This window comes from Celeribacter sp., from assembly GCF_048270365.1.
In the GTDB taxonomy this organism is placed as follows: Bacteria; Pseudomonadota; Alphaproteobacteria; order Rhodobacterales; family Rhodobacteraceae; genus Celeribacter.
Genome location: NZ_JBLWTA010000005.1, coordinates 42,024 through 67,568 on the forward strand (window position 1 = coordinate 42,024; position 25,545 = coordinate 67,568).

The 25,545-nt window shown below is 57.9% G+C and carries 23 protein-coding genes; 14 read left to right on the plus strand and 9 right to left on the minus strand.

Annotated elements, in window-relative coordinates; translation table 11 throughout:
* Positions 1 to 126 precede the first annotated feature (126 nt).
* Positions 127 to 630 (minus strand): flavin reductase family protein, encoded by a 504-nt coding sequence (locus ACN0X0_RS08525; RefSeq protein ID WP_417278801.1) that lies wholly within the window; start codon positions 628 to 630, stop codon positions 127 to 129.
* Between the two features lie 403 nt (positions 631 to 1,033).
* Between ACN0X0_RS08525 and ACN0X0_RS08530 the strand changes: the two genes are divergently transcribed.
* Entirely contained in the window at positions 1,034 to 2,263 is a 1,230-nt protein-coding gene (locus ACN0X0_RS08530) for an MFS transporter (protein ID WP_417278802.1), read from the plus strand.
* A gap of 44 nt (positions 2,264 to 2,307) precedes the next feature.
* Here ACN0X0_RS08530 and ACN0X0_RS08535 read toward each other — a convergent pair whose 3' ends face one another.
* From ACN0X0_RS08535 to ACN0X0_RS08560, 6 genes are all read right to left on the minus strand, one after another.
* Positions 2,308 to 3,753: an amidase gene (locus tag ACN0X0_RS08535; RefSeq protein WP_417278803.1), complete on the minus strand. Its 1,446-nt coding sequence runs from the start codon at positions 3,751 to 3,753 to the stop codon at positions 2,308 to 2,310.
* Positions 3,750 to 4,835, minus strand: coding sequence for a 3,4-dihydroxy-2-butanone-4-phosphate synthase (locus ACN0X0_RS08540; protein ID WP_417278804.1), 1,086 nt, complete (start codon positions 4,833 to 4,835; stop codon positions 3,750 to 3,752). The genes ACN0X0_RS08535 and ACN0X0_RS08540 overlap by 4 nt, the downstream gene beginning before the upstream one ends.
* On the minus strand, positions 4,832 to 5,359 hold the full coding sequence (locus ACN0X0_RS08545; RefSeq protein ID WP_417278805.1) for a flavin reductase family protein: 528 nt from the start codon (positions 5,357 to 5,359) through the stop codon (positions 4,832 to 4,834). The genes ACN0X0_RS08540 and ACN0X0_RS08545 overlap by 4 nt, the downstream gene beginning before the upstream one ends.
* Positions 5,360 to 5,454: 95 nt before the next feature.
* On the minus strand, positions 5,455 to 6,447 hold the full coding sequence (locus ACN0X0_RS08550) for an ABC transporter ATP-binding protein (RefSeq protein ID WP_417278806.1): 993 nt from the start codon (positions 6,445 to 6,447) through the stop codon (positions 5,455 to 5,457).
* On the minus strand, positions 6,444 to 7,250 hold the full coding sequence (locus ACN0X0_RS08555) for an ABC transporter ATP-binding protein (RefSeq protein WP_417278807.1): 807 nt from the start codon (positions 7,248 to 7,250) through the stop codon (positions 6,444 to 6,446). The genes ACN0X0_RS08550 and ACN0X0_RS08555 overlap by 4 nt, the downstream gene beginning before the upstream one ends.
* A complete protein-coding gene (locus ACN0X0_RS08560) occupies positions 7,247 to 8,065 on the minus strand; it encodes an ABC transporter permease (protein WP_417278808.1) in 819 nt (272 codons plus the stop codon). The genes ACN0X0_RS08555 and ACN0X0_RS08560 overlap by 4 nt, the downstream gene beginning before the upstream one ends.
* A gap of 569 nt (positions 8,066 to 8,634) precedes the next feature.
* On the opposite strand from ACN0X0_RS08560, the gene ACN0X0_RS08565 reads away from it, so the two are divergent.
* The 4 genes from ACN0X0_RS08565 (at position 8,635) to ACN0X0_RS08580 (ending at position 14,032) form a co-directional block, all read left to right on the plus strand.
* Positions 8,635 to 10,254, plus strand: coding sequence for an ABC transporter substrate-binding protein (locus tag ACN0X0_RS08565; RefSeq protein ID WP_417278809.1), 1,620 nt, complete (start codon positions 8,635 to 8,637; stop codon positions 10,252 to 10,254).
* A gap of 191 nt (positions 10,255 to 10,445) precedes the next feature.
* Entirely contained in the window at positions 10,446 to 11,741 is a 1,296-nt protein-coding gene (locus ACN0X0_RS08570; protein ID WP_417278810.1) for an NtaA/DmoA family FMN-dependent monooxygenase, read from the plus strand.
* A gap of 27 nt (positions 11,742 to 11,768) precedes the next feature.
* Complete coding sequence (locus ACN0X0_RS08575) at positions 11,769 to 12,782, plus strand: ABC transporter permease (RefSeq protein ID WP_417278811.1); 1,014 nt, start codon at positions 11,769 to 11,771, stop codon at positions 12,780 to 12,782.
* A gap of 23 nt (positions 12,783 to 12,805) precedes the next feature.
* Entirely contained in the window at positions 12,806 to 14,032 is a 1,227-nt protein-coding gene (locus ACN0X0_RS08580) for an amidohydrolase family protein (protein WP_417278812.1), read from the plus strand.
* Positions 14,033 to 14,089: 57 nt separating this feature from the next.
* Here the strand turns inward: ACN0X0_RS08580 and ACN0X0_RS08585 are convergent, their stop codons facing one another.
* Entirely contained in the window at positions 14,090 to 14,806 is a 717-nt protein-coding gene (locus ACN0X0_RS08585; protein WP_417278813.1) for a response regulator transcription factor, read from the minus strand.
* A 313-nt stretch (positions 14,807 to 15,119) separates the two neighbouring features.
* The gene (locus tag ACN0X0_RS08590) at positions 15,120 to 16,115 is read right to left on the minus strand and encodes a TIGR03571 family LLM class oxidoreductase (RefSeq protein ID WP_417278814.1); all 996 of its coding nucleotides are present in this window, start codon (positions 16,113 to 16,115) and stop codon (positions 15,120 to 15,122) included.
* 134 nt (positions 16,116 to 16,249) lie between these two features.
* Here ACN0X0_RS08590 and ACN0X0_RS08595 point away from each other — a divergent pair, with 134 nt between their 5' ends.
* The 9 genes from ACN0X0_RS08595 to allE all read left to right on the plus strand — a co-directional run bounded on the left by ACN0X0_RS08595 (position 16,250) and on the right by allE (position 25,448).
* Complete coding sequence (locus tag ACN0X0_RS08595) at positions 16,250 to 16,600, plus strand: hypothetical protein (protein WP_417278815.1); 351 nt, start codon at positions 16,250 to 16,252, stop codon at positions 16,598 to 16,600.
* Positions 16,601 to 16,941: 341 nt separating this feature from the next.
* Complete coding sequence (locus tag ACN0X0_RS08600; protein ID WP_417278816.1) at positions 16,942 to 17,481, plus strand: hypothetical protein; 540 nt, start codon at positions 16,942 to 16,944, stop codon at positions 17,479 to 17,481.
* 173 nt (positions 17,482 to 17,654) lie between these two features.
* Positions 17,655 to 18,734 carry an NADH:flavin oxidoreductase gene (locus ACN0X0_RS08605; RefSeq protein ID WP_417278817.1) on the plus strand — a complete coding sequence of 360 codons (1,080 nt, stop codon included), beginning with the start codon at positions 17,655 to 17,657 and terminating at the stop codon, positions 18,732 to 18,734.
* A gap of 251 nt (positions 18,735 to 18,985) precedes the next feature.
* Entirely contained in the window at positions 18,986 to 20,443 is a 1,458-nt protein-coding gene (hydA, locus tag ACN0X0_RS08610) for a dihydropyrimidinase (RefSeq protein WP_417278818.1), read from the plus strand.
* Between the two features lie 47 nt (positions 20,444 to 20,490).
* Positions 20,491 to 21,768 carry an ABC transporter substrate-binding protein gene (locus ACN0X0_RS08615; RefSeq protein ID WP_226552611.1) on the plus strand — a complete coding sequence of 426 codons (1,278 nt, stop codon included), beginning with the start codon at positions 20,491 to 20,493 and terminating at the stop codon, positions 21,766 to 21,768.
* Between the two features lie 73 nt (positions 21,769 to 21,841).
* Entirely contained in the window at positions 21,842 to 22,858 is a 1,017-nt protein-coding gene (locus tag ACN0X0_RS08620; protein WP_417278819.1) for an ABC transporter ATP-binding protein, read from the plus strand.
* A 10-nt stretch (positions 22,859 to 22,868) separates the two neighbouring features.
* Complete coding sequence (locus ACN0X0_RS08625; protein ID WP_417278820.1) at positions 22,869 to 23,744, plus strand: ABC transporter permease; 876 nt, start codon at positions 22,869 to 22,871, stop codon at positions 23,742 to 23,744.
* A complete protein-coding gene (locus ACN0X0_RS08630; RefSeq protein ID WP_417278821.1) occupies positions 23,741 to 24,562 on the plus strand; it encodes an ABC transporter permease in 822 nt (273 codons plus the stop codon). Before ACN0X0_RS08625 ends, ACN0X0_RS08630 begins: the two co-directional genes overlap by 4 nt.
* A 73-nt stretch (positions 24,563 to 24,635) precedes the next feature.
* The gene (allE, locus tag ACN0X0_RS08635; RefSeq protein WP_417278822.1) at positions 24,636 to 25,448 is read left to right on the plus strand and encodes a (S)-ureidoglycine aminohydrolase; all 813 of its coding nucleotides are present in this window, start codon (positions 24,636 to 24,638) and stop codon (positions 25,446 to 25,448) included.
* The last annotated feature ends 97 nt before the right edge of the window (positions 25,449 to 25,545 follow it).

The following is a 25,545-nucleotide window of genomic DNA, read 5'->3' on the forward strand; positions in this document are numbered from 1 at the left end:
CTTGGGTCATGCGGGGAAGGGCGAGGCCAGCGGTGCGCCGCAGGTCAGGTCGAACGAAAGGCTTGAACAGGGCTCGCCTAGGATGTGGAGGCTGTTTTCGAGAGCTCGGCGTTTGAGAGCGGAGCGTCACGCATGAGATTTCAGGCGCTCGAATGCGCCCCGAAAAAACACCAAGGCATCGCCTTCAGAGGCAGAGCGCGCACTGACCACTCGGCCAATCACAATCGCGACGCCGTCTTCTTCGACGATTTGGGACAGTTCGCAGTCCATCACCCCAAGCGCTGTTTTCAACGCGGGCGCTCCGGTTGAAAGTGTGTCCCAATCGTCCGTCTCGAAAGGTTTGGGGCCACTTTTGCCGAAAGCGCCAGCGAGGTCCGAGGCCTCGGCCGGCAGGAAGTTGAGTGCAAATCGGCCGGTTTGAACGATATCCGCGAGGGCAGAGGTTTTGCGATCAATCGAGACCAGCATTTTCGGCGGGCTGGCCGAGATATGGGCCGCAGAGAGACCTAGAAAACCGTTTGGCTGTCCCGCCTCGTTTCGGGTCGTGACGATCGTCGCACCGATGGGACGTTCGCCGATGATTTGCCAAAAGGCGCGGGCCTCGATCTTGTCGGTCAGTTCATGGCTCATATCAGTCTCTTCCAGCCTCTCAGGGGGCCTGTTCACCCTCTCGTCACGCGGCGGTTTGCGGGGCGTGGCAAGGGCAATCCATTTGTCTATTTCTTCTGCAAGATCAGCTGGATCATCCGCTCTCTCAATCATCCTTTTGGTTGATAGCCTGGCCTGTGAAGAGTGATGCAATATGCCGTTATCAAAAAACACATCATGACGGCGTGCTGACACTTTGAACGCATTTCCAAGGTCATCCCTGCCGTAGATCCCCGATCTCATCCTCGACGTGAGCCAAAGACAGACCTGTGTCTTGGCTACGGAGCAGAAGTCTTTCGGGGACGCAACTATAGGAAGTCTTCATGAGGTATTATCAAGCGCAATATGTTTGCCCAATGGCGCGCCTGCAGTCGGTGGTCATGAGATGAAGGGAGATCGTTTTTGGCTGACGCGGTTAGTCTGCGTGTTCGCAATCGGAACCTCCCTGATGGGAAGCACCGCACCAAGCCCTCTTTACGGCACCTACGTGACTGTCTTCGGGTTAAGCGATGTTATGGCGATGGCCATTTTTGTGGTCTATGCGGTTGGCATTTTGACATCGCTGCTGATCACCCCTTTCATGGCGCGCATTCTGCCACGTCAGGAAAGGGTCCTTGTGATCGGGCTGCTCATTACGGCCTCGGGGCTCATTTGCTTTGCACTCGCCGAGAACGTCGCCATGCTCTACGCCGGGCGCATTCTGAACGGTGCAGGGGCGGGTATGATCACAGGGATTGCCTCCGTGCGCCTCTATGAATTGGCGCCGGAGAAATTGCGGGCGCGGGCGGCGATGGTGTCGACCCTGGCGTTCAGTATCGGAGCGGCCATCGGGCCGATGCTGACGTCTTTGGCTTTGGCAGTGGATGTCGCCCCGACACTCGTTCCGTTTCTCACAATCGCTTCGCTGTGCGGTGTGGCGCTTGTCGGTGTTCTTCTGTGTCCTTGGCCCGATCAGATACGTCCCGTCGAGGTCCCGGATGTCATCGTCGATGGCCATATGGCGCGACATATCTCAAGCAATTTTCAGAACAGGTTCTTTGCCCTGGCTTGCATGGGGCTGGGGCTCAGCTGGTATTGTGCCTCGGTTCTGATGGGGTTGGGGCCGCATATTGGTGTGCAACTCTTTGGCTTGGGGTCGGCGGGCCTGGCGGGATTGTTGCCAGTGATTTTCCAACTCGCGAGCGGCGTTGGACAGATCGCTCTGGGCCGCAAGGATTCGATCGGGGCAATCATTTTGGGTGGTGTTGGGATGACTGGGGGCCTTGTCGTTTTGTTGCTTGGCCTACAAGTCACGAATGGTCTGTTGCTGTTGCTCGTCATGCCGCTCATGGGCGCATTCTACGGTGCGATTTTTGTGGGCGCACTGGGTTTGGCGAACCAAGCCGCTCTGCCGGAAAAGCGGACCGAATATACGGCATGGTTCTACGTGGCCGGTCATCTCTGTGGTCTGACCCCGACGATGGCGATGGGTTTCATCGTCGGGAGTATCGGGTTGGAGCGGGCGTTTTATGCCTTTGTGGCGAGCATGACGGTTTTGACGTTTGGGCTTTGCTTCCTGGCGCTTGTCTGGTTGCGGGCAAACAGAGCCGCCACTGGCGTTGTCGCGCAGACTTGATAGCCCCGACCAAGTGGAAAGCGCGCAAACCGCGCGCTTTCCTGTCAGGTCGTAGCAATCTCGGGCCAGAGATGCGCCCAGGGACGCGCCGTTTCAAATGCGGCGGAGGCGGCCATGACCAAAGGATCGTCGAGGTGCCGTCCGATGATCTGAAGGCCGACGGGCAATCCGGTTGATGTCATGCCGCAGGGCACTGAGGCGGCCGGCTGTCCGGTGTGGTTGACAGGCCAAAGCGACGGCAGCCCCCCCAACAGGCTTTCGACCGGCGCGCCCTCGATCGTGTCAGGGCCGTATTGGTCGATGTCGAAGGCGGGGTAGGCGACCGTGGGACAGAGAAATAGGTCATATTTGGACATAAAACGCCACATGCGCATGACCACCTCTTGTCGCTGTCTGGCGGCATCCGTCAACGCTTCGGCGCTATAGGGTTGCTCCATGGCGGCGCGAAGATGTGGCATGTAGATCAGCCCCTTGCGGTGCAATTCACGCATGCCGCTGAGATCGCTGTCGCGCAGAATGATCATCCAGTGCAGATCGAGCATATCCGACAGATCCGGGGCATCTTCGACGACCTCGCAACCAAACTCCGTGGCGAACACTTGAGCCGCTTCTGTCGTCAATTGCCGGACGTCGGTATCGACACGACAGCCGCCAAAATCCGGGGTGTAGGCAATGCGTTTGCCGCGCAGGTCCTGCTGCAGGGTCTCCAGCCAATCAAACTCCGGGCCGGGCAGGGAATGGCAATCGCGCATGTCGGGGCCGGAGACGACCTTGAGCATGAGTGCGCTGTCTTGAACCGTGCGGGTGAGTGGACCGATATGTTCGGTGCTTTCCCATGACGAGAGGCCCGGATAGCGCGGATCGCGGCAGCCGGGATAGGCCGGCACGCGTCCAAAGGACGGTTTCATTCCGAACAATCCGCAGAAAGACGCAGGGCTGCGGATAGACCCGCCGCCATCGCTTCCCAGCGTCAGAGACCCCATCCCCGCTGCAACCGCCGCAGCGCTGCCGGCGCTTGAGCCGCCCGGCGTTTTGTCCGTGTTCCAGGGATTGCGGGTGGTGAGCGAGATGTTGTTATGGCCAACGGCACCATAGCCCAATTCGGCCGTGTTGGTCTTGCCCAAGAGGATCGCACCGGCGTCTTTCAAACGCTCAACGACGATATCGTCCTCGTCGGGCACGAAGTCCTTATAGGCTTCGGAGCCCAGCATGGTGCGCACCCCTTTGGTGCAAATCAAGTCCTTGAGAGAGACCGGCACACCATGCAGAGGTCCAAGCGGCGCGCCCGCCATGACGGCTGCTTCGGCTGTGTGCGCCGCATCCATCGCCATGTCTGCGGTGAGCGTGCAAAAGGCGTTGAGCTCCGGGTCGAGCGCGTCGATCCGGTCCAGAACGGCGCGTGTCACTTCGACGGGGGACAGCTGTTTGTTTCGAATGTGCTGGGCTTGCTCTGTGCCGGACATCCGGCTGATGTCATCAGATCCCGTCATTTGGTGGCCCATGACATCGTTGCGTGATCTCCGAGGGGTTCGGAGCGAGAGGGGGATGTGAACGCGATGTGACGGACACCTAGACTTGCCAAAAGGCGCGCCGCGGTCTCCTCGTCGTTCTCGTCATTGTCCTTTTCGGGGCCGGTGAGGGATTCGGTATGCAGCACGACGAACGCACCGCGCTGCTCATGCGCGATCCTGTCGAAAGAAAGATGGCGCATATCGTTTGGACGCGCCCCGATTGCGAGACCGAAGAGATCGTTTGCCGGATCGAAATGCCTGACATGGCAGGCCAAAGGCTCAGGCGCCGTGATGTCGCCGCAGGTCAGCACGAGATGGCGCGCGCCCTTCGGTTCTTCTCGAATGTCCAACACCGTGCAAGGGCCAAGCGCCGCATCCTGCAAGGAATGTCGGGCTTCAATCTGGAAACCGTGTCTCGCTTTGCAGAATGTCAGAAGATCGGAATAGCGTCCGATTTTAAGGCCGTGCCGCGCGGCGATGATCTGTAAGTCGTCCGGTCCGGCCAAGTCACCGACTTCGTTCAGAATGTCGCAAATCGTTGCGGCCGGTTCGAGATCGGCAAGCTGGCAAAGTTCGATGGCAGCCTCGGACCGCTCCTGTCTGGCGAGGATGCCGCCGGAATGCGCGCAGAGCGGAAAGACATGACCGGGGGTGACCACCGCATCGGCTGGGCTATCGGGATGATAGGCGGCCAAAATCGTCTGCGCGCGGTCGCTGGCGGAAATCCCGGTGGAGACGCCGTCCTTTGCTTCAATCGACTGATAGAACTCAGGCGTGCCCGGATGTTTGTTGCGACGGGGCAAGGGCTTTAGCCCCAGTGCCTTGATGCGCTCGGCGCTCAGGCCGAGGCAGACCAGACCTCTGCCATGGGTGGCCATGAAATTGACGGCCTGCTCGCCCGCGAAACGCGCGGGGATCGTGAGATGCGCACGAGGCTGTCCGGACAGGTCGTCAAGTTGAATGACCATCTTCCCGGCAGCGACGTCTTTGATCAGCTCCTCGATCGGGGCAAATTGCGGGGTGCGGGCATTTGCGGGGCTTTCGCGCAATGTGCTGGTCATCCGTGCATCTCCGTGAAGCGCCCGAATTGACCGTTCATATACAGCAACGGGTCGGTCGGGGTCTCGCCGATTGCGGCGTCAATTCTGGCGATCAACAGACAATGCGTGCCGTGGTCGAGGGAATTTTCGACTTTGCAAAAGAGTGTTGTGGCCGTCTCGCGCAGCCATGGAAGCTGGTGACAGTCTTGTTTCGGCGCATCGAGACGTGCCCAGTCGCCATGGTCGAACCGTTCCTGAGCTGGGGCATGCGCGATGGTTGCGCCAAGGTCCTGCTGTGCTGCGGGTAAAATGCCAAGTGAAAAGGCCCCCCTTGCTTCGAGGGCGCGAAAGGCAGAGGCGCTGCGGTTCACACAGACCAGCAATGAGGGCGGGTCAAGCGACACGGAGGTGACAGCGGTGGCCATCATGGCGTGGCGCTGGCCTTCATGCTCGGTGGCGACGAGCGTGGCCGTGGCGCCGACACCGCGCCAGAGTTGGCGGAAAAGATCCGCTGTGACGTCTGGAAGGTCCTGTTCAGCGGACATAGGCAAAGGTCGAAGTGACTGCATGTTTGGGGGCTTTCTAAATGCTATTTGGGGACAGGCGCAGTGGTGAGACGCAGGGATTTATCCGGCGGGTCTCATCCGGTTGCGCGCTCAGGGAAATGGTCCACCGCGAACGGGCAGGCGACGCGATGATCCGCGCCGATCTCTTGCAGAGGCATGTCGCGTGTCGAACAGCTTGGCTGTTCGATTGGGCATCGCCCGGAGAGGCGGCAGGCCGCAGGCGGGTCAATGGGGGTCGAGATTTCTCCGTCCAGCCGCACTCGTTTGCGCGTGACGCCCCATTCCGCGATTGGCGCCGCAGAGATCAGGGCGCGCGTATAGGGGTGGCGGGGGTTGCGAAAGATGTCTTCGGTCGGCCCCTGTTCGACGATCCGGCCAAGATACATCACGGCCACCTCATCGGCGACGTGACGCACCACAGGAAGATCGTGGCTGATGAAGAGAAAGGCGAGGTTCAGTTTGACCTGCAGTTCTTTGAGCAAAGCAAGGATCTGACCCCGGACGGAGACATCGAGCGAGGCCGTCGGCTCGTCCAGCAAGACGACTTCGGGGTTGATCGCAAGCGCGCGGGCTATGCCGACCCTCTGACGTTGACCGCCGCTCATTTCATGTGGGTAGCGATCCAGATGTGCCACAGTGAGGCCCACCATTTCGATCAGCTCATTCAGGCGGGCCGTGCGTTGCGCCGCGTTCAGATGCGAATGCAGCTTGAGCGGTTCTTCAAGCACTTTGCGGACCTTCATGCGCGGGTTGAGCGACGCATTCGGGTCCTGAAAGACCATCTGAAGTTGCCGGTATTTTTCGACCATCTGGAGCGGCGTCAGAGGGAGAATGGAGTTCCCGTGCAAGATGACATCACCCGCACTCGGCTCAATCAATCGCATGATACAGCGCGCCACGGTGGATTTGCCCGAGCCGCTTTCTCCGACCAGAGCCACCGTGCGCCCCGGCTGAAGATCGAAATCGACGCCATCAATGGCATGCAATTTCTGACCACGCCCGACCGGGAAGTGCTTTTGTAGGTTGCGGACCTGCACGATGGGGTAGTTTTTGGGATAGGTTTTCATTCGGCTGCCTCCGAAAGCTGGCTGGCCGCCAAGAGACGCTGCGTATAGTCGTTTTGCGGCGCGGTGAAGATTTGTTCGGTGCTTCCTGTCTCCACGACGTGGCCCCGGTTCATGACCACGACATGATCACATGTCTCCGCCACGACGCCGAGGTCATGGGTGATCAGACAGACCGTCAGGGCGCGCTCCCGCGCAAGACCAAGCACGAGATCCATGATTTCGGCCTGTGTGGTAACATCAAGTCCTGTGGTCGGCTCGTCGAGGATCAACAGGTCAGGCGTGCAAATCAGAGCGGCCATGGCGATCATCGCGCGCTGTGCCATGCCGCCGGAGAACTCATGCGGATATTGCTTTGCGCGTCTCTCGGGTTCGGGGATATGGACGCGGCGCAAGGCTTCGATGGCATGTTCCATCGCCGCGCGGCGGCTTCCGCCGTGATGGAGTCTGTAGGTGTCTGCAAGCTGACGTCCGATGGTAAAGACTGGGTTCAAGGCGGCGCGTGCGTCTTGAAAAACCATGCTGATCCGACTGCCACGCAATTTGTGCAATTCGCGCGCGTCGACTGACGTCAGGTCGATCCCGTCAAAGCAGATGCTGCCGGAGATATGCCGGAAGGACGGGGGGTGCAGTCCGAGCACCGAAAGGGCGGTGACGGATTTGCCGCTGCCCGTTTCGCCGACAACGGCCGTGAGCTTGCCACGTTCCAAGGCGTAGCTGACATCGTATAAAATCTGGGTCACGTCGCCGGTCTCTTTGGCAAACCCGCCGCTGAAGCTGCTGATCTTGAGAATGGGATCGGTCATGTGCGCCTCCGGGGGTCGAAGAGATCAGAGAGGGCGTCGCCGAGCAGGTAGAAGGCCCCCGTCATGCCGAGGATGGCCACGCCCGGAAACAAGGACACCCACCACTGGCCGGTCATGATGCCGTCTTGGCCGCGGGCGATCATATTGCCCCATTCCGGTGTGTCCGGGCTGAGCCCGATGCCGAGAAAACCGAGGCTCGCGATCACCAGAACGGCGAAGGCGGCGTTGATGGATGTGAAAGCCAAAAGAGGTCCAAGGCAGTTGGGCAGGATGTGCTTGAACGCGATCCCCCACGAGTTGTTGCCGACCAGTCGGGCGGCTTCCGCATATTGCCAATCGCGGCGCGCACGCACTTCTCCGCGCGCAAGCCGCAAGTAATCGGGCATGCCGACAAAGGCCAGAACTGCAATGACATTGACCACCCCGGCGCCGATGGTCTGAACGATCAACATGGCAAAGAGGAGCGCGGGGAAGGCCTGAAAAATCTCGACCATGCGCATGATGACGGAGTCGATCATGCCACCGAAGTAGCCCGAGATCGTGCCGAGAAAGGTGCCGATGCTGAAAGACAGGAACACTGCGACGAGCGAGATGCCAAGATCGTAGCGTGTGCCCGCCATCAGGCGCGACAAAAGATCGGTGCCCAGACGGTCTGTGCCAAGGGGAAAGGCCCAACTGGGAGACGCATAGCTTGGTCCCACGCCGGGCATGGCCGGATCATGTGGCGTCCAGAACAATGAGAGTAGGGCAATCCCCACGTAGAAGATCAAAAGCCCCGCGCCGAGCCACATTGAGAGTGAGAAACGCGAAAGCATTGCGGCCGTGCGCGTGGGGATGACTGCGAACAGTCGGCGGCGCACTGAGAGGGGAGGGGGACTGCTTATGTCCGTCTGTGTGGTTGGCATCGCTTTTTTCCATTTACCTCGAGAATCCGCGACCACTCTGAGGGACCCAAAACTTGGGGAGGCGGGCGGAGATGCTGAAACTATGCGGAGCAATTTCGCGGGTCGGAATAGCGACTTGGGCCTTTGTAATTCGAAAGGTTGACAAGAGCTGCGGTCCAAAAGACCTGACTGCCTCGTTCTGATTAAAACTTATGCGGCAGAATAATGTTTTCCGCTCGAAACGTGGGAATCCCCCTTGCTGCGTTGAGGGGGCGGGCGGTCATCCACCGAAAGTATGATTGAGAGTTTTGGACGCTTGCCGACATTTTTTAAACGGCAGGCTCAATGATCTTGGCTTGCAACTCTTCACTATCGCGATTGTCGGTCGAGCGCGTTTCTCGATGAGCGGCCAATCCAATCGTGCCTAAGGAAATGCCAACTTTTCCCTGAGAAACTGAGAATAGGATCAAAGAATGATGTCAAGGTTTAAGGCGAAACCCATGATACAGGGCGCGCTGACAGCAGCTGCGATGCTGTTTTCATTGACGGCAGCCCAAGCGCAGGATGACCGCCCTCTGGTCCGCGCGATTGCTGCTGACTTTAACAGCATCGACCCTGCGGACACGCGGTCCGAGCAAGACCAGGATCTGGTGCTCAACCTCTATGACAAACTGGTCGAGGTGAAATTCGAAGAGCGCCCCGACGGCGCATTGAATGGCGATGCCTTTGAAGTCATTCCCAATCTAGCGGAATCCTGGGATGTGGATGGTCCGGTTGTGACCTTTCATCTGCGTGACGATGTGACGTTCTATCCGACCGGAAATCCGATGACCGCGGATGACGTGATCTACAGTTTTACCCGACTGGTCTCCTTGCCCACCAATGGCAAGAACCAAGCCTCGGTCGCGGGTCTTTTTACGCCCGATCAGTTCGAAAAGATTGACGATTATACCGTGCGCATCACCCACATGGATGGCCCGGAAGGAAATCCGGCTGAGGTTGCGGTGCGCCTGACATCGATGAAGTTCCTTCAGTTCGGGATCATCGACTCTGTCGAAGCCAAAAGCCACGCCACCGAGGACGATCCATGGTCGCGCGATTGGTTGCAAAAGAACGTCGCATCGACCGGCCCGTACTACATTTCCAAGCACACGCCGAACCAAGAGATCGAGCTGACCGCCGTGCCGGATCGGGCCTGGGGACCTCAGTCGAACTTCAACAAGATTCTCCTGCGTGTCACCGGCGATGCCGACATCGTTTCTCTGGTCCGTGGCGGGGTCGTTGACTACGCAGGCGAAGGGCTGACCGGCCGTCAGTATACCGCGCTCGAAGATGCGGGTTACCCGGTGTTGTTTGGCGAAACCCCGGACATCTTGCGGTTGTCCATGGCTGTCGACAAAGAGCCCTTTACCAACCAGACCGTGCGCCAAGCCATGCTTTATGCTCTGCCGATCCAGCAGATCATCGACGTTGCTCTCGGTGGACGTGGGGCAGCGTCGCCCTGTGTTTACAACCCGCTCGACATCACCTGTAACAACAGCTTTGCCCGCTACGACTACGATCTCGACAAAGCGGCTTCGCTGCTCGAAGAGGCGGGCGTCGAGGATCTGACCTTTGATCTTTGGTACTCGAACGCGCTGCCGTACAACGACGATGTGGCCATTCTGATCAAGAGCTCGCTTGCCCAAATCGGCGTGACCGCCAATCTCAAGGGAACCCCTGAAGTGCAAATTAAATCCGCCGTGCGCGATCGCATTTATCGCGAGAACGAAACCATGGGCGGCATGTATTTTGAAGGCGGTGCCTTCTGGCTGGCGGACCCCGTGACGCAGACCAACTGCTGCCTGACCAGCTGGTCGGACCGTGGCGGCAGCTGGAACTGGTCGCGCTTTGACGATCCGCAAATCGACGAATGGCATTACGCCTATCGTCACTCGGCGGATACGGAGGCCCGTCTCGACGCCTACCACAAAATTCAGGACCGACTGGCCGACGCAGCGGCGAACCAAGTGCCGTTGGCGGTGATGGGGCGCACGGTTGCGACGTCCAAACGTATCGAAGGCGTCACCTTCAGCCAAGAACCCTACGCGCGGTACACCTATCTGAAACTGCGTGACTGACGGCCTGAGCCGTCTGCGAAGAGCCGGTTTCCCCTGGCTGGCTCTTCGCTCAATTTCCCCGATGGGGTTCCTTTCCCGTCAAGCAACGGCTGCGCCTCCTCGCGCGCCCATGCCGGATCGCAACACAAGACATCAAAGACCGGGCGGCACATTCGCAGACGCCCGAAACGACCTAGGAGTACACTTCACAAATGGCACAATCACAATTTCATCTCGGCTGGTTCCTTGGGAACAGCTACGGTGTCCATGGATGGCTCGATCAGTGGGGGGGCAGAACGGCCCAAAACTGGTCTGATCCCAGCCTGCAAATCGACCTTGCACGCGCCATCGACCGCGCCTGTTTCGACTTTGTCTTGCTGGAGGATTCCTCTTTCGTGCCGGACAACTACGGCAGCTCGATGGATTTCTACCTGAAACGTGCGAGCCGGGCGCCCAAGAATGATCCTCTTCCCTTGGTGCCGCTGATGCTGCAAGCGACGAAACACGTTGGCATCGTTCCGACGATCTCGACGTCGTTTTACCCGCCATTCCTTCTGGCCCGCCTCATGGCCACACTGGACCTCATGTCCGAAGGCCGCGTCGGGTGTAACTTTGTCACCTCGACGGCAGAACGCGCGGCTCAGAACTTTGGCCTGACGGAGCATATTGAGCACCACGCCCGCTACGAAATGGCGGATGAATTTGTCGAAGTCGTCAAACAGCTTTGGGACTCCTGGGAGGCCGATGCCGTCGTGGGCGACGAAGCCGGCCAGATGTTTGCCGACCCCTCCAAGGTGCGGCCGATCAATTTCGAGGGCAAATACTTCTCGTCGCGCGGTCCGCTCAACACCGCACGTCCGGCGCAGGGGCATCCGGTTCTGGTCCAGGCCGGCGGGTCGCCGCAAGGGCGCGCCTTTGCCTCCAAGCACATGGATGTGGTGATGGCTGCCGTGTCCACCGTCGAGGAGATGAAGAAGTTCCGCGAAGATATTCGTGCGCGTGCGATTGCCAACGGACGCGACCCGGACAGCTGCAAGGTGGTATACCAGTTCTTGCCGATTGTGGCCGAGACGGACTCGCAGGCGCAGGAAATTCTGGCCGCGCGTCGTGCGGCGAAAGATCCCGCCGATATTCTTGCGGGCATGGGCAGCATCTTTGATATCGATTTTTCCGTCTATGACCTTGATGAACCCTTGTCCGAGCTGACGACAAACGGCCAGCAAGGCACGTTCCAACGGTTCATGGCGATGGGCAACACGCTGCGTGAGATCGCCAACAGCTTCCACTTTGCCCTCGATGAGGTTGCGGGCTCGCCGGATACGGTGGCGGCGCAAATGCAGGAGATGATGGAAGAGGCCGGTGGCGATGGCTTCTTGATCGCAGGCGATCTGAACCGGCGCTACATCGCCGAGATCACCGATGGCCTGGTGCCTGCACTGCAAAAACGCGGTCTTGTTCGCACCGGCTTTAGCGGCACGCAATTTCGCGAAAACCTGATGGAATTCTGATCCCAGACCTAGCGTAAGGATATGCAAATGGTTCTATTTCGCGTTCTTCTAAAGCGTATCTTCTGGATCATCCCGGTCGCGTTCGGGGTGGTCACGATCACCTTTTTCACCACGCGACTGTTCAACGGTGATCCGATCGAGCTTTATGCCCCGACCGAAGCGAGCACGGAGATCCTTGAGATGCTCCGTGCCGATCTTGGGCTCGATGAGCCTTTGTCGATGCAGTTCGCCCGCTACATGGGAGACCTGCTGCAAGGCGATCTCGGGACGTCCTTTTCGACCGGCAATCCGGTGATGGCGGATTTGACCAGTCGTCTTCCCGCGACTTTGGAGCTTGGCATTCTTGGTTTGATCGTGGCGGTCGTCTGTGGTGTCCCTCTGGGGGTCATGGCGGCGGTCAACCGTGAACGGTGGCCCGATTTTCTGATGCGGATCATCGCTCTGATCGGGATGGCCATTCCGCAATTCTGGATCGGGCTCATCCTTTTGATGGTGTTTTTCGTCCAGCTCAATTGGTTGCCTGGACCTGTGGGGCGGCTGCCGCTTTGGGTCGATCCGCCGCCTGTGGTGACGGGGTTTCTGTTGATTGACACCTTGCTTGATGGCGATCTGGAAAAGTGGGTGCAGGCGCTGCGTGCCTTGGTCTTGCCGACGATCACTCTGGGTCTCTGTACGCTTGCTCCGATCGCCCGCGTGACCCGGTCCGCCATGGTCGAAGCGTTGCAAAGCGACTATGTCCGGACCGCCCGGGCCATGGGACATGGCGAGCGTATTGTCCTGTTCCAATACTGTCTGCGCAATGCGCTCATGCCCATCATCACGCTGCTTGGCGGTGTCATCGGCTTTATCTTCGGAGGTGCAGTGTTGATCGAAGCCATCTTCGGATGGCCCGGTGTCGGCCAATATGCACTTCAGGCGATCCAGCAATCCGATTTCGTGGCGCTTCAGGGGTTCGTCATCTACGCCTCCCTCCTGTACATCCTGACATTCCTCGTCGTGGACTGTCTTTATATTTTGATCGATCCCCGCGTGCGGGCCTGAGCGGATCAGAAAGGACGATGCCAATGTCGCTGGATATGATCCTCTCAAATGTGCGTCTGCTCGGTCGGGAAGAGCTTGTCGATCTCGGGGTCCAGAACGGGCGCATTGCGGCCATCGCTCCATTTCTCAATGCGGAGGCTCCGCGTTGGGACGGGGGCGGGGCGCTGGCATTTCCGGGTTTTGTCGATAGCCATGTGCATCTCGATAAAGCCTGTATTCTCGACAGATGCGCGATCTGTGAGGGCACGCTGACCGAGGCCATTCAACAAACCGCGGCCGCCAAGGCAAAGTTCACGGTGGAGGATGTCTACGCGCGGGCGAAGCGGGTCTTGGAAAAGGCCATTTTGCAGGGCACGAACCGTATGCGCACCTTTGTCGAGGTCGACCCGCGCGCAGGCTTCAGGTCGCTTGAGGCCATCACCGCGCTTCGCGCAGATTACAGCCATGCCATCGATCTCGAGATTTGCGCCTTTGCTCAAGAGGGGCTGACACAAGAGATGGACACCTTCGCCATGCTCGATGCCAGTTTGAACTTGGGGGCAACCCTTGTTGGAGGATGCCCCTACGCGGACCCTGATCCCGGTCAGCATATTTCGTTGATCTTTGAGTTGGCCCGAAAACACGATGTGGATGTCGATTTTCATTTGGATTTCGATCTGGACCCCTCAGGGTCGGCCATTCCCGCTGTCTTGCGTGCGACCGAAACCTACGGCTATGGCGGGCGGGTTTCCATCGGGCATGTCAGTAAGCTCTCTGCCATGGTGCCGGAGGACGTGCAAAACATCGCGAGGCACATGTCCGATGCCGGCGTCGCTTTGAGCGTTCTCCCCGCGACCGATCTGTTCCTGATGGGGCGGGACAGGACAAAATTGGTGCCCAGAGGCATGGCGCCCGCAGATGTTCTGAGAAAGCAGGGGGTCGTGACCTCGGTCGCGACAAACAACGTGCTCAATCCGTTCACACCTTTCGGCGATGCGTCGCTGTCGCGGATGGCAAACATGTTCTCCAATGTTGCACAGCTTTCAAGGGACAGCGATCTGGAGGCGGCCTTTGCGATGGTGACGTCTGATGCGGCCCGCCTCATGCGCGTGCCCGATTATGGGATCGAGATCGGCGGGGTGGCGGATGTTGTTCTCATCGACGGGCCCGATGCCGCATCGGCTGTTCGCGAGATCGCGCCGGTGCTGGCTGGTTGGAAAGCGGGGAAGCAGACGTTCGAACGCCCCCGTGCGCGGCTGATCAAACCATAAAGCCTTGAGGGCCGCCAAAGCGGTCCGTGGTGTTTATTGTGATTTATACTGTGGTTTTTATTGTGCTGTGATCCATTGGTCAGGTTGAAGCATCAGGCGCATCGTGGCCGTTCTGCTGCTCACGCCCAGCTTGTCGAAGGACCGCTGAATATGGGTTTTGACAGTTGCTTCACTGATCCCGAGCACAACGGCGATGTCGTAGTTTGAGGCGCCATCCGCAATCAGCCCAACGACTTCGCGCTCACGTTTCGACAGGCCAAACTTCGTGTGCAGTTTGCGTTCGACGTAGTGCTGCTTGATGCTTGGGTTATGGATCAAACTGCCTTCAAGGTAGCTTTGAATCGCTCCGGCGACGCATTCGGTCTCTTCGCTCATCGGGGGGTCTTCGTGGGTTTTCATGACCCCCACGCCGATGAGCGGTTGCCCCGCTTCACGCAGGATAATGGTCATCGCATCGGCGAAACCGCAGTTGGACATGAATTTCATAAAACCGTCGACGGGCCTTTGATCCGGCCGTTTGATCGTTTCGCTCAAATAGGCAAGCCGACCGCCACGTCGCACCAATGACTGAAACGCAATGGGGTCGTCTCGTCCGGCGCCTTCGTTATATTGCTCGAAATAGGCGTTCTCGTAGCCTTGATGTGCGATGGGCGATCCCTTGCTGGATTCGATCCAGTAAATGACGCTTGCGGAGGCGCGCAGGGATTTGCTGAGAAAATCCAGAACAGAGGTAAGGCCGTCATCTACATATGCCTGGTTGGTCATTGTCGTCATGTGCGATCTCGTGTGCGTGTGGGCATTTCGGGCATGCACCACTCGATGGTGTCTATTGTGGCCCAGTCTTTGCCGAATTGGCGCTGGAATTATGTGTTGCGCCTCCCTCACTCCAATTTGCCAGAATGAGCGCGGCGGTATAAATATTAAGACCCAAATATTTCGATTTTCCGTCGATATTCGAGTGAGGCCTGCCAATCGGACGCAGAATGGGGGAGATTGCATCAAACCTAGGCGCCTGGCGAAACGGGCATGACGAGTCATTGGGACATGCAGGTGGTAGATTCGCCGGAGAGGCATGTCGATCTGGGCATCAGTCCCCGACCGAAAGCGCCGGGAAATGCGGCAGCACGTCAGTCTTCAGGTCTTCCAAAAGTTCTTTCATCGGGCGACGTGTGTAGCGCGGGTTCAGCGCGAAGTGATTGACCCCTGCTTCGCGCGCCTGTTCCATATAGCGGGCAAGCGCGCGGCTCCCGACGTGAAAACCTTCGCGATCACGCCGGAAGGGATAGTCGGGGTCTTCCTCAAGATTCAGGAAACCCACCATGCTTATCGGTTTGAAGCTGTCGTCAGGAATGGCGCGCCTCCAGGAGGCCACCATATCGACAAGTTTGTCGGGATCGGTGACCGGCATCATAATGCCTTCCATCTCGCGCGCGACCCAGGCCATGTCCTGACCCGCGCCATTGATGCCAATCATCGGCGTGCGGCCGAAAGGGGGTTTGGGAACGATATCGTAGCCACCGGGGGACGCGCCGAACACCTCCGACGAGAAGGCTGGGCGGTCATGTTCGGCCAAGATTCTGTACAGGCGGTATATTTCTCTAAGGCGGCTTGAGCGGGTTTCGTAATCAATCCCGAACAGGGAATATTCGCTGACACGATGCCCCATCGACAGCCCGATGAGACACCGCCCCTGTGAGAGTAAATCCACACTGGCGACCTGTTTGGTAAAGAGATGCGGTTCACGAAACGGCAGGACAATCCCTGCGGTTCCAATTGCGATCTCTGTCGTCACCGAAGCCAGCGCAGCCATATAGGTGAGGGGTTCGAAAACTTGCCCTGCGGCGCCATAGCTTGGGTCAAAAAAGGGAATATCCAGGAGCCATAGTCCAGGGATTCCAATGGCTTCCGCATGGCGCACGATGTCGAGGTGATCCTGCATCGTTGGGGTGGAACCTTCGGCATAGGTTTCCAGAGGGAGCACGAGCCCCAGCGTCATTTGGTCCGTCGCAAACAGGCGCCGAAACCCATGATGTTTGGACATCGCCTTTTTGATATGTGACGGGTGCGGATCGTGAGCGCTCATTCTTACTCTGCGTGTTGGACAGTCGCGGCGTTGCGTCATCTTGCAAACGACCTTCTTGATCAATTGGCCTTTGCGGAATACCACTTTTGAACGACATGAGAGTAATGACAGCCAAGTGAGGCTACAGGTAGCGTATGGACAGTCCGACCCAGCAAGACGAAAATTTCATGGTGTTCGAGCGCGGTGTGAAGGACGAAGTCGAAGCTGGTGCGACGGTTGAACTGATTTCTGTCGGGGAGCCCGGCGCATGGGATGTGGAAGGGTGGTATATGATCGTGAGGCGCCCAGACGGTCGTGCGCTCTTGCTTTTGACAACCCTTAATCCCAAGGCGAAATTTATTCGGACGACCAAGTCGATCATGCGTCTTCTGCGCCCGTTGCCCCTGAGAAATATTAATTTTCCCATGACCCCGATGATCCATCACCATGAAGACATCTGGGCATATCATGCGCGGGCGAACCAGCATCGCAGGCCGATGAGCTAACTCGCGCACATTCCGATCTGGACGAAAATCCTCCCGCTTGTTGCGGGGCGGATATACACGCATCGCTTGTGCAAAAGCCGGGCAGCAAAGACATCACTTGAGCAGGTTGTGTGGCTCTGCGTCATATTCCGAATGCCCGGAACCGTTAAGCGGCCTCCCAAATCCAAGGTTGTGAAACTGATTTAGATTCAGATGCCGAAGTCTATCAATTTCTGTTCGTTATTATAGCATTTGACGACTGCGGTGCTGAATATTCGATCTTTAATGCTAAAATTAGATACTTAATACAAATATTAGATACTTAATATTTACATCATATATCGAAAATTGGCACTGCAAAGATGCAACTGGTCGAGGCAGATCGGCGCTTGAGCCCCCTCAACCAAAGCAACGGCTCCGCTTTGAGAGCCGCATCAACATTTGAACACTGCTTCCGAGGAATCAATATGCAACCAATGCGCAAGACGTCGCTCGATGAGTTGACCCTTAAAACCTACACCGACAAGACCGGTGTCGAGACCAAGCATCTGACGTTTTACACAAGCGCCCCCGAAGCGCCGGAACCTCTTCAAGTGGGGTATTTTGAGATGACAAGTTCTAATAATGCTATGATTTTTCAGCACAAATTCGAAGAAGGCAAATATGTCATCGAGGGCGAAATCGTGTTGGTGGATGTCGATACGCGCGAAGTGATGGTCGCCAAGAAAGGGGACATGCTTCATCTGCCCACCGGTTCGAGTGCCATTTATTGGACGCCATCTTATGCAAAGGTCTTTTTCTGCAGCGGGTCTGACGAAATCGTTGAGACCGCTTTCGACTCTGAAATCGCTGTCACGGATGTGCCGGAACTCTGTGAAGCCTTCGGTCTGACCCCGGCCTAAAATTCGATATCTGATTTTCCGGCGCGCGCGAGATAGAGCGCGCCGGCGATCTCCATAGTTTCAGTCGCTTGTACGGCTGATCGTTCCGTCACGGCAGATGTCCGGGCAGAGGTCATGCCGCGACATCCATATGTGTTCAGCGCGCCTTCCAGAGCGAAGATACGAGACTTTCCATGCACGATATCCTGTCCCCTCTCATCTTTAGAAACGGTGTTACGGCCCGAAACCGAATGGCAGTGGCCCCGATGACAACCCATCAAAGTCATGAAGACGGCAGTCTCTCGGAGGCTGAGTTGGACTGGCTAGCACCTCGGGCAGCAGGAGGGTTTGGCACGGTCATCACCTGTGCGCTTCATGTCGCGCTTGAAGGAAAGGGCTGGCATGGAGAGTTGGGCGCCTTTGATGACCGGCTTATCGCGGACCTCACACGTGTTTCCGATACCATTCAAGGAGAAGGTGCGGCGGCCATTGCGCAGATTTTTCATGGCGGGCTGCGGTCGCCCAGAGAGCTGCTTCCAAACGCAGCGTTGAGCGCAAGCGATGATCCGCAAACCGGGGCGCGCGCAGCGACGGAGTCCGAAATCCTGCGCGTGGTCGATCAATTTGTGAGCGCAGCGAAACGCGCCGGGGCCGCCGGGATGACCGGTGTCGAAATACATGGGGCACACGGCTACCTGTTGACCCAGTTTTTGAGCCGGACGCAAAACCGGCGCACGGATCATTGGGGCGGGAGCTATGAGAACCGTGCAAGGTTGCTGCGCATGATTGCCCGTGCCGTGCGTGCGCAGGTTTCGGACACATTCGTCGTCGGTGTAAGGCTCTCTCCTGAAGATTCGGGAAGTGCCGTCGGGCTCGACCTTGATGAGAGCCTTCAGCTTGCGCGTGAGCTATGCGACGATGGCATCGACTATCTACATGTCTCGCTATGGGACGTGACCCCGAACACAACGAAATGTCCCGACAAACATGCGATCCCGCTCTTCAAGCAAAGCGTTGACCCCGATGTGCCGATTATGGTCGCGGGCAAAATTTGGACAGCTGAGGATGCGCTGCGCGTCATGCAGTTGGGAAGCGACGCAATCGCGCTGGGCCGCGCAGCGATCCTGAACCCGGATTGGCCAAAATCAGTGGCCACGCCGCATTTTAGCCCCAGAAAGCCCGGGTTGTCGCGCGCTGAGTTCTGGAAACTGGGCTTGAGCGATCCCTTCATCGACGCGCTCGCGCAGCGCCCGAATTTCGTCACCGATGCCTGAAGGAGGGCGTGCCTGGGCTATCCCGCGCGAGGTCTCGGCTCGGCTGAGAGGCGAAGGTGTTCGTTCATCCCAAAGTATGATTCCCGCGTGTCTGTCACTCTGTATCACTACTCTCATGTCACGATGAAAACTGCGTGGCGGAAACAAGTGTCTCTCAAAATGACGCCACTCTCAATCGGGATGACCGCAAGGCCCTCCCTAATCACTGCACCCCGAGTTGATGCGCGAGGCTTGGGCAGAAAGGCCAATATATGACTTCTCGACACCTGCTTGATCTCGCGATCCGCAACGCAACTGTCGCCACAAGCAGCGGGGTTGCAACCATGGATATTGGTGTGGCGGACGGCAAGATCGTGCAGCTTGGACGCGTTCAAGAGGCCGCTGAGGAATGCGACGCCCTAGGCCTCATCGTCACCCCGGGCGGTGTGGACACCCATACACATCTTGATCAGGTGATGCCCGGCATGGGGCATGGCGCTGAATCTCTGGCCACTGGCGGGCGCTCTGCCTTGGCGGGGGGCACCACGACCGCGATCACGTTTGTGACGCAACTCCCTGAATACACGCTCAGTGAAACGCTGAACGAAACCTTGCGGCGCGGAGCCTCTGCCCTCATTGATTTTGGGCTGCATCAGATTGTCACCGATCCCACGCCCGAAATTCTTGCAGAAATCCCATCGGTCATTGACCGAGGCGTTCGCAGCCTGAAGGCCTTTCTCACCTATGATGACGCGCGGCTGAATGACAATGGCTTTCTCAATGTGCTGCAGGCGGCGCGTCGGGGCGGGGCGATGGTCGCGGTGCATTGTGAAAATTTTCACGCGATTGGCTGGCTCACCGAAAAGCTGCTGGCGGATGGGCGTAAGGCGCCGAAATACCATGCGTGGTCGCGGCCAGTCATCGTTGAGCGCGAGGCAACGTATCGTGCGATTTGCTTGGCCGAACTTGTCGATACACCCATTCAGATTTTCCATGTGTCCTGCGCGGAAGTCGCAGAAGAAATTGCCCGAGCGCAGGCGCGTGGGGTCAAGGTTTGGGGCGAAACCTGCCCTCAGTATCTGACGCTGACGGATGCGGACCTCGACCGTCCGGGGTTTGAGGGGGCGGGGTATGTGTGTAGCCCGGCGCTGCGCAGCAAAGCAGATCACGAGGGTCTGTGGGAGATGATCCGCCGCGGTGTCATCGATGTGATCACCTCGGATCATGCGCCTTCCAATCTGACCGGACCGAATGGCAAGGACGCTGCGGGCCGCGATGCCCCCTTTAGCGACATTCCGAATGGCGTTCCGGGGATTGGCGCACGGATGCCTTTGGTCTTTTCCGAAGGGGTGTCCACGGGGCGCATTTCGCTTGACCATTTCGTTCGACTGACCGCAACGAACCCTGCAAAACTCTACGGTCTGGCCCCTCGAAAAGGGGATGTCGTCGTTGGCGCCGATGCGGATCTCGTGCTTTGGGATCCGCAGCGTGAAGTCAAGCTCACGAACGACATCATGCAGCACGCGATCGACTATACGCCCTACGAAGGGAAAACCGTAACCGGATGGCCCGTGGCGACCTATTTGCGCGGCCAGATCGTGATGCGGGACGGCGAAGTCTTTGCCTCTGAGGGCACCGGACAATACCTTTCGCGTGACCCCTATCCACTCGCAACCCCTCGCGGAGAGGTCCCGAACGACTTTTTCGCAGCCAACATCGACACACTCTGAACGTCTGCGTCCACTGAACAGCAATTCCAAGAACCAGGAGAATACATATGACCATGTCAAATGCGCGCGCCGGCTGGACTCGGCGTAAATTTCTGACAACGACAGGTGCCGGCATTGCAGCAAGCACACTCGCAGCTCCGATGGTTTGGTCTCAGAACATCAAGGATATCGTCTTGCGCACGACTTCGGGGGGCACCGCAGCCACCAATGCGCTGGCGCAAAAGGCCAAAGAGGATACCGGCATTACGATCCAGTACACCGCTTTGGACACCGACTCTGTGAACAGCCGGGTCGCCACGCAGCCGAACAGCTACGAATTGGCCGGATTGGAATACTTCAGCATCAAAAAGCTCTATCCGACGGGTGTTTTGCAGCCGATCGACACCAAGCGGATCAAATACTATGACGACATCGTGCCGCTGTTCAAAACCGGCAAGCTGAATGCGGACAGCATGGAGGCGCAGGGGACGGCCCCGCACACGGTGAACTTCGTTGAAGACTTCGAGTCCACGGACTTCGCGAGTGGCGAGACCGAGTGGATGACGCTGATCCCGACCTCCTACAATGCCGATACTTTGGGCATTCGCACCGACATGATCGACCGCAAGATCACCAGCTGGGCCGACATCATGGACCCTGAGTTCAAGGGCAAATCCGCATTGGTCAATATCCCGTCGATCGGCATCATGGATGCGGCGATGATCCTTGAGGCGATGGGGGAGATCACCTATGGCGACAAAGGCAACATGACCCGTGCGGAGATCGACAAAACCATCGAGTTCCTGATCCGCGCCAAACGCGACCGCCACTTCCGCGCCCTGTGGCAAAGCTTTGACGAAAGCATCAACCTCATGACTTCGGGCGAAGTTGTGATCCAGTCGATGTGGTCCCCCGCTGTTGCGGCGGTCCGTTCGCAGGGTATTCCCTGTGTCTATCAGGCTCTGAATGAAGGCTATCGGGCCTGGGGCGGCGGCACGGGTATCGCCCGCCACGTGACGGGTCTTCAGCTCGATGCGGTCTATGAGTATTTCAATTGGTATCTCTCTGGTTGGGCTGGCGCCTATCTCAACCGTGAAGGCTACTACAGCGCCGTTCTGAAAACCTCCAAGGACTACATGACGGAAAATGAGTGGGGCTTCTGGATGGAAGGCAAACCCGCCACCGCGCCGATCGTCAGCCCCGAAGGGGTGAAGATGGAAGATGTCGGCGCGGTCCGTGACGGCGGTTCGTTCGAGGACCGTATGGGGAACATCGCATGTTGGAATTCCGTCATGGATGAAGACCGCTATATGGTTATGAAATGGGCTGAATTCGCGACAGCTTGACCCAAGATCGGGAGGTGCTGCGGCGTCTCCCACACCTCTTAGTCGCCACAAGAAAAAGAATGACAGGATACGAATGCCCACCAAGGATGTAGAACTGATCGGTCTCACGAAGCGCTTCGGAGATTCGGTCGCGGTCAAAGCCATCGACCTCCAAATCTACGAGGCCAGCTACTGTTGTTTGCTTGGACCCTCTGGCTGCGGAAAGTCGACGACCCTGCGTATGATTGCCGGGCATGAAGAGGTGAGTGAGGGCGACATCCTCGTCAAAGGGCGTCAGGTCACATGGCAACAGCCATCGAAGCGGGGCACCGCGATGATGTTCCAAAACTATGGCCTTTTTCCTCATCTCAATGTCGAAGAAAACGTTGCGTTTAGCCTGCGGATGCAGGGCGTCGGCAAGGCGGAGCGGTCGCGTCGGGCGCGCGAATTGATCGAGTTGGTCGAAATGCAGGCGTATTTGCATCGTCGCCCGCATGAGCTTTCGGGCGGTCAGCAGCAGCGTGTTGCTCTCGCCCGCGCTCTGAGTACCGAACCGTCAATTCTGCTGTTGGATGAGCCGCTTTCGGCGCTTGATCCGTTCCTGCGGATCCGGATGCGAGAGGAACTCAAACGCTTTCAGCGAGAATTGGGCATCACCTTCATCCATGTCACGCACAGCCAGGATGAGGCATTGGCGCTCGGCGATCAGGTCGTCGTCATGCAGGATGGCGAAATTCGCCAAAGTGGCACAGCGCGAGAGGTGTATGACACCCCTTCGAATGAATTCGTGGCCCGTTTTATCGGCGGTCACAATGTCCTGAAAACGGAGACGGGCACTGTCTCCGTCCGTGCGGACCACATGGATCTCCATGTGGGCGGGCTGCCGGGTGAGGCAGGTGCGAGGGCGCGCTTGGGTCAGGTTGTTGCACTGGAATACCAAGGCAGCCGCATCCGGGTCACCGTGGCCGAAAACCCGGCTCAGGACGAAGCAAGACATGTGGTCGAACTGTCCGATCGCAGTTTCTATGCCGCTCCGGCAAAACCCGGCGACGCGGTCGGCATAAGCTGGTCTGCCGCTGATGAACATCTTTTGGCGCCGACCCATGCCTAAAAATCCAGCCATGCAGCCCCAAGCCCCCAAACGCCCGCTCTTCGAGCGCCTTCTGCCTTACATGCAGATCGCGCCGCTCGCCCTGCTGCTCTGTTTTTTCCTTCTCATCCCGCTCGTCATGATCGTGACGGTGAGTTTTTGGAACTATAATGGGTTTCAGGTTGTCCCGGACATCGTGCTTTTCAACTACACAGAGATGCTGGGATCGGCGACCATCTGGCGGACTCTGTTCAGCACCATTCTCTTTACCCTCACCACGCTCGCAGTGACGGCGGCCCTTGGCTTTGCCATCGCCTATCATATCGCGTTTTACGTCAGAACACCTCTTATGCGGACGGTGTTGTTCATGGCCTGCACGATCCCGTTCCTGACGTCGAACATCATCCGGATGATATCCTGGGTTCCTTTCCTCGGGCGACAAGGGCTCATCAACTCCATGTTGATGGATATCGGTCTGATAGATCAGCCGCTGGATTTCCTGCTCTATTCGCGCTTTGCGATCTGTCTGGTCTACGTGTATCTCTTCACACTTTTCATGGTGACGCCGCTCTACAACGCCATGTCTCGTATCGATCGCAGTGTGATTGAAGCCGCCATCGACGCCGGTGCGACGCCCGTTCAGATCATGTTTCGGGTCGTGTTGCCGCTTTGTAAAACCGGGTTCGCGATTGGTGCGGTGTTCGTCATCACCGTGGTCATGGGCGATTTCGTGACAGTGCGCATCATGGGGGGCGGGCATAGCGCCACGACCGGATACCTCATCCTCAACCAAATTTCGTTGCTACAGTATCCAGCCGCCTGTGCGAATGCCGTTATGCTCCTCGTTGTTGTGATGAGTGCAATCGGTGGCCTCTTGCGCGGCGTCGACATCAGGAAAGCACTATGATCCCGCGCAGTCCCCTTTCCCTTTTCTTGAAAGTCCTCATGGGCCTGTTCTTGCTGTTTCTCTACGGCCCGACACTGACCATCATGATCCTGTCTTTTCAGGGCCCGCAAGGCGGTCTCACCTTTCCGCTCAAAGATGTCTCGCTTCACTGGTTTAGCTCTCTTTTCCAAGAGCAGCGAGTCGGAGATATCGGCAGCTCCTTTCGGCGGTCTTTGACTCTCGCCGTGCTGGTGATGTTCGTGAATGTCCTGATTGTCGTGCCAGCGGGACTGGCTTTGCGTCGCGGATTCCGCGGCAGTCGAGTGATCTTTACCCTGACGATCGCAAGCCTCGTGGTGCCGTCGATCTTGGTCAGCATGGGGATTGGCCTGCTCTTTTCTCAAACCGGCGTGGAAGCGAACTGGTACACGAGTGGCCTCGGGGCTCACCTCACCTGGACTGTGCCATTCGGGGTGCTGATCATGATTGGCGTTTTTGCCCGGCTGAATCCCACTTACGAAGAAGCCGCCCGAGACGCCGGAGCGTCGCGCTGGCAGAGCTTTCGCTTCGTGGTGCTGCCCATTATCTTGCCCAATATCGTCGGAGCGCTTCTGTTTGGTTTCTCGCTGTCCTATGACGAAATGCCACGAACGGTTCTGGCGGGCGGCGCCCACAACACCCTTCCGCTCGAGATTTTCGCAATGACCAGCAATGTGACAACCCCGGTGCTCTATGCGCTTGGTACGATCACCACCTTGGTGTCCTTTGTTGTCATCTCGTTGACGCTTCTGTTCATCACCCTGGCGCGACGCCGGACGGGTGCGGTGAAAAAAGCCTAGGCCGCGATCAACGACGAAAATCCTTCACTTAAATTCCCTCTTAACCAAGGCGGTTTACCGCGTAGGAGCACATATGTTCGGACATGATTTCCAACCCGCACCCGGCACGTTTCGTCCCGGAGCCATCGGCGAAGCCAGATGCCGCATCAAGCACAACTATGCATTGATGCCGCCCGAAGGCGTGATGCCAAGCCTGTTGCCGCAATGGCGGGATACGGTCGTGCGCTTTCTTGCCGGGCCAGTACTCGGCGCTCAATTCGGGCAGGTCATGCTCGAAATCGAAGGCAGCGGGGGCACTCGGCAGCCTTTGAATGATGGGCTGCAACACTTCTACTACCTGTTTGACGGGGCTCTGACCCTGTCCTCCGAAGCCACCGGCACCGTGGACATGACGCCGGGGAGCTTTGTGTTCCTGCCTGCCGGAGAAACACATGAAGTGCGCACCACGGATGGCGCGCCCGCACGGCTCATGGATATTCGCAAGCCGTATTTTGCGGTCGAAGGCATCGACACGCCGCCTGCAATTGTCTCGCACCGCGATCAGCTTGAGAAGATCAACCACAACGGAACAATCGGCCGCACGTGGGAACATATGCTGCCCTTTGGCGATCTGCGCTACGACTTCGAAGTGAACATTCTCAGCTTTGAGCCGGGCGCGAACTTCCCTGAGATCGAGACGCATATCAACGAGCATGGGTTGGTCATGCTTGAAGGGCAGGGCATGTATTTGCTTGGGTCCGACTGGCATGAAGTTTGGCAAGAAGACTTCATATGGATGGGGGCCTACTGCCCGCAGTTCTTCTATCCGACGGGTTGGACCCGCTCTGCCTATATGCTCTATAAAAACGTCAACCGTGACACTGTTTTTACGCATCAAGTCCGGTAAGGTTTGCTCGGGTAAATCTGAACCGAATGGGGCCAGCAAGACAGGCGCTGTATCGTGTGAAGTAAATTTGCGTGAAGTAAACGAGACGACGCAGTGC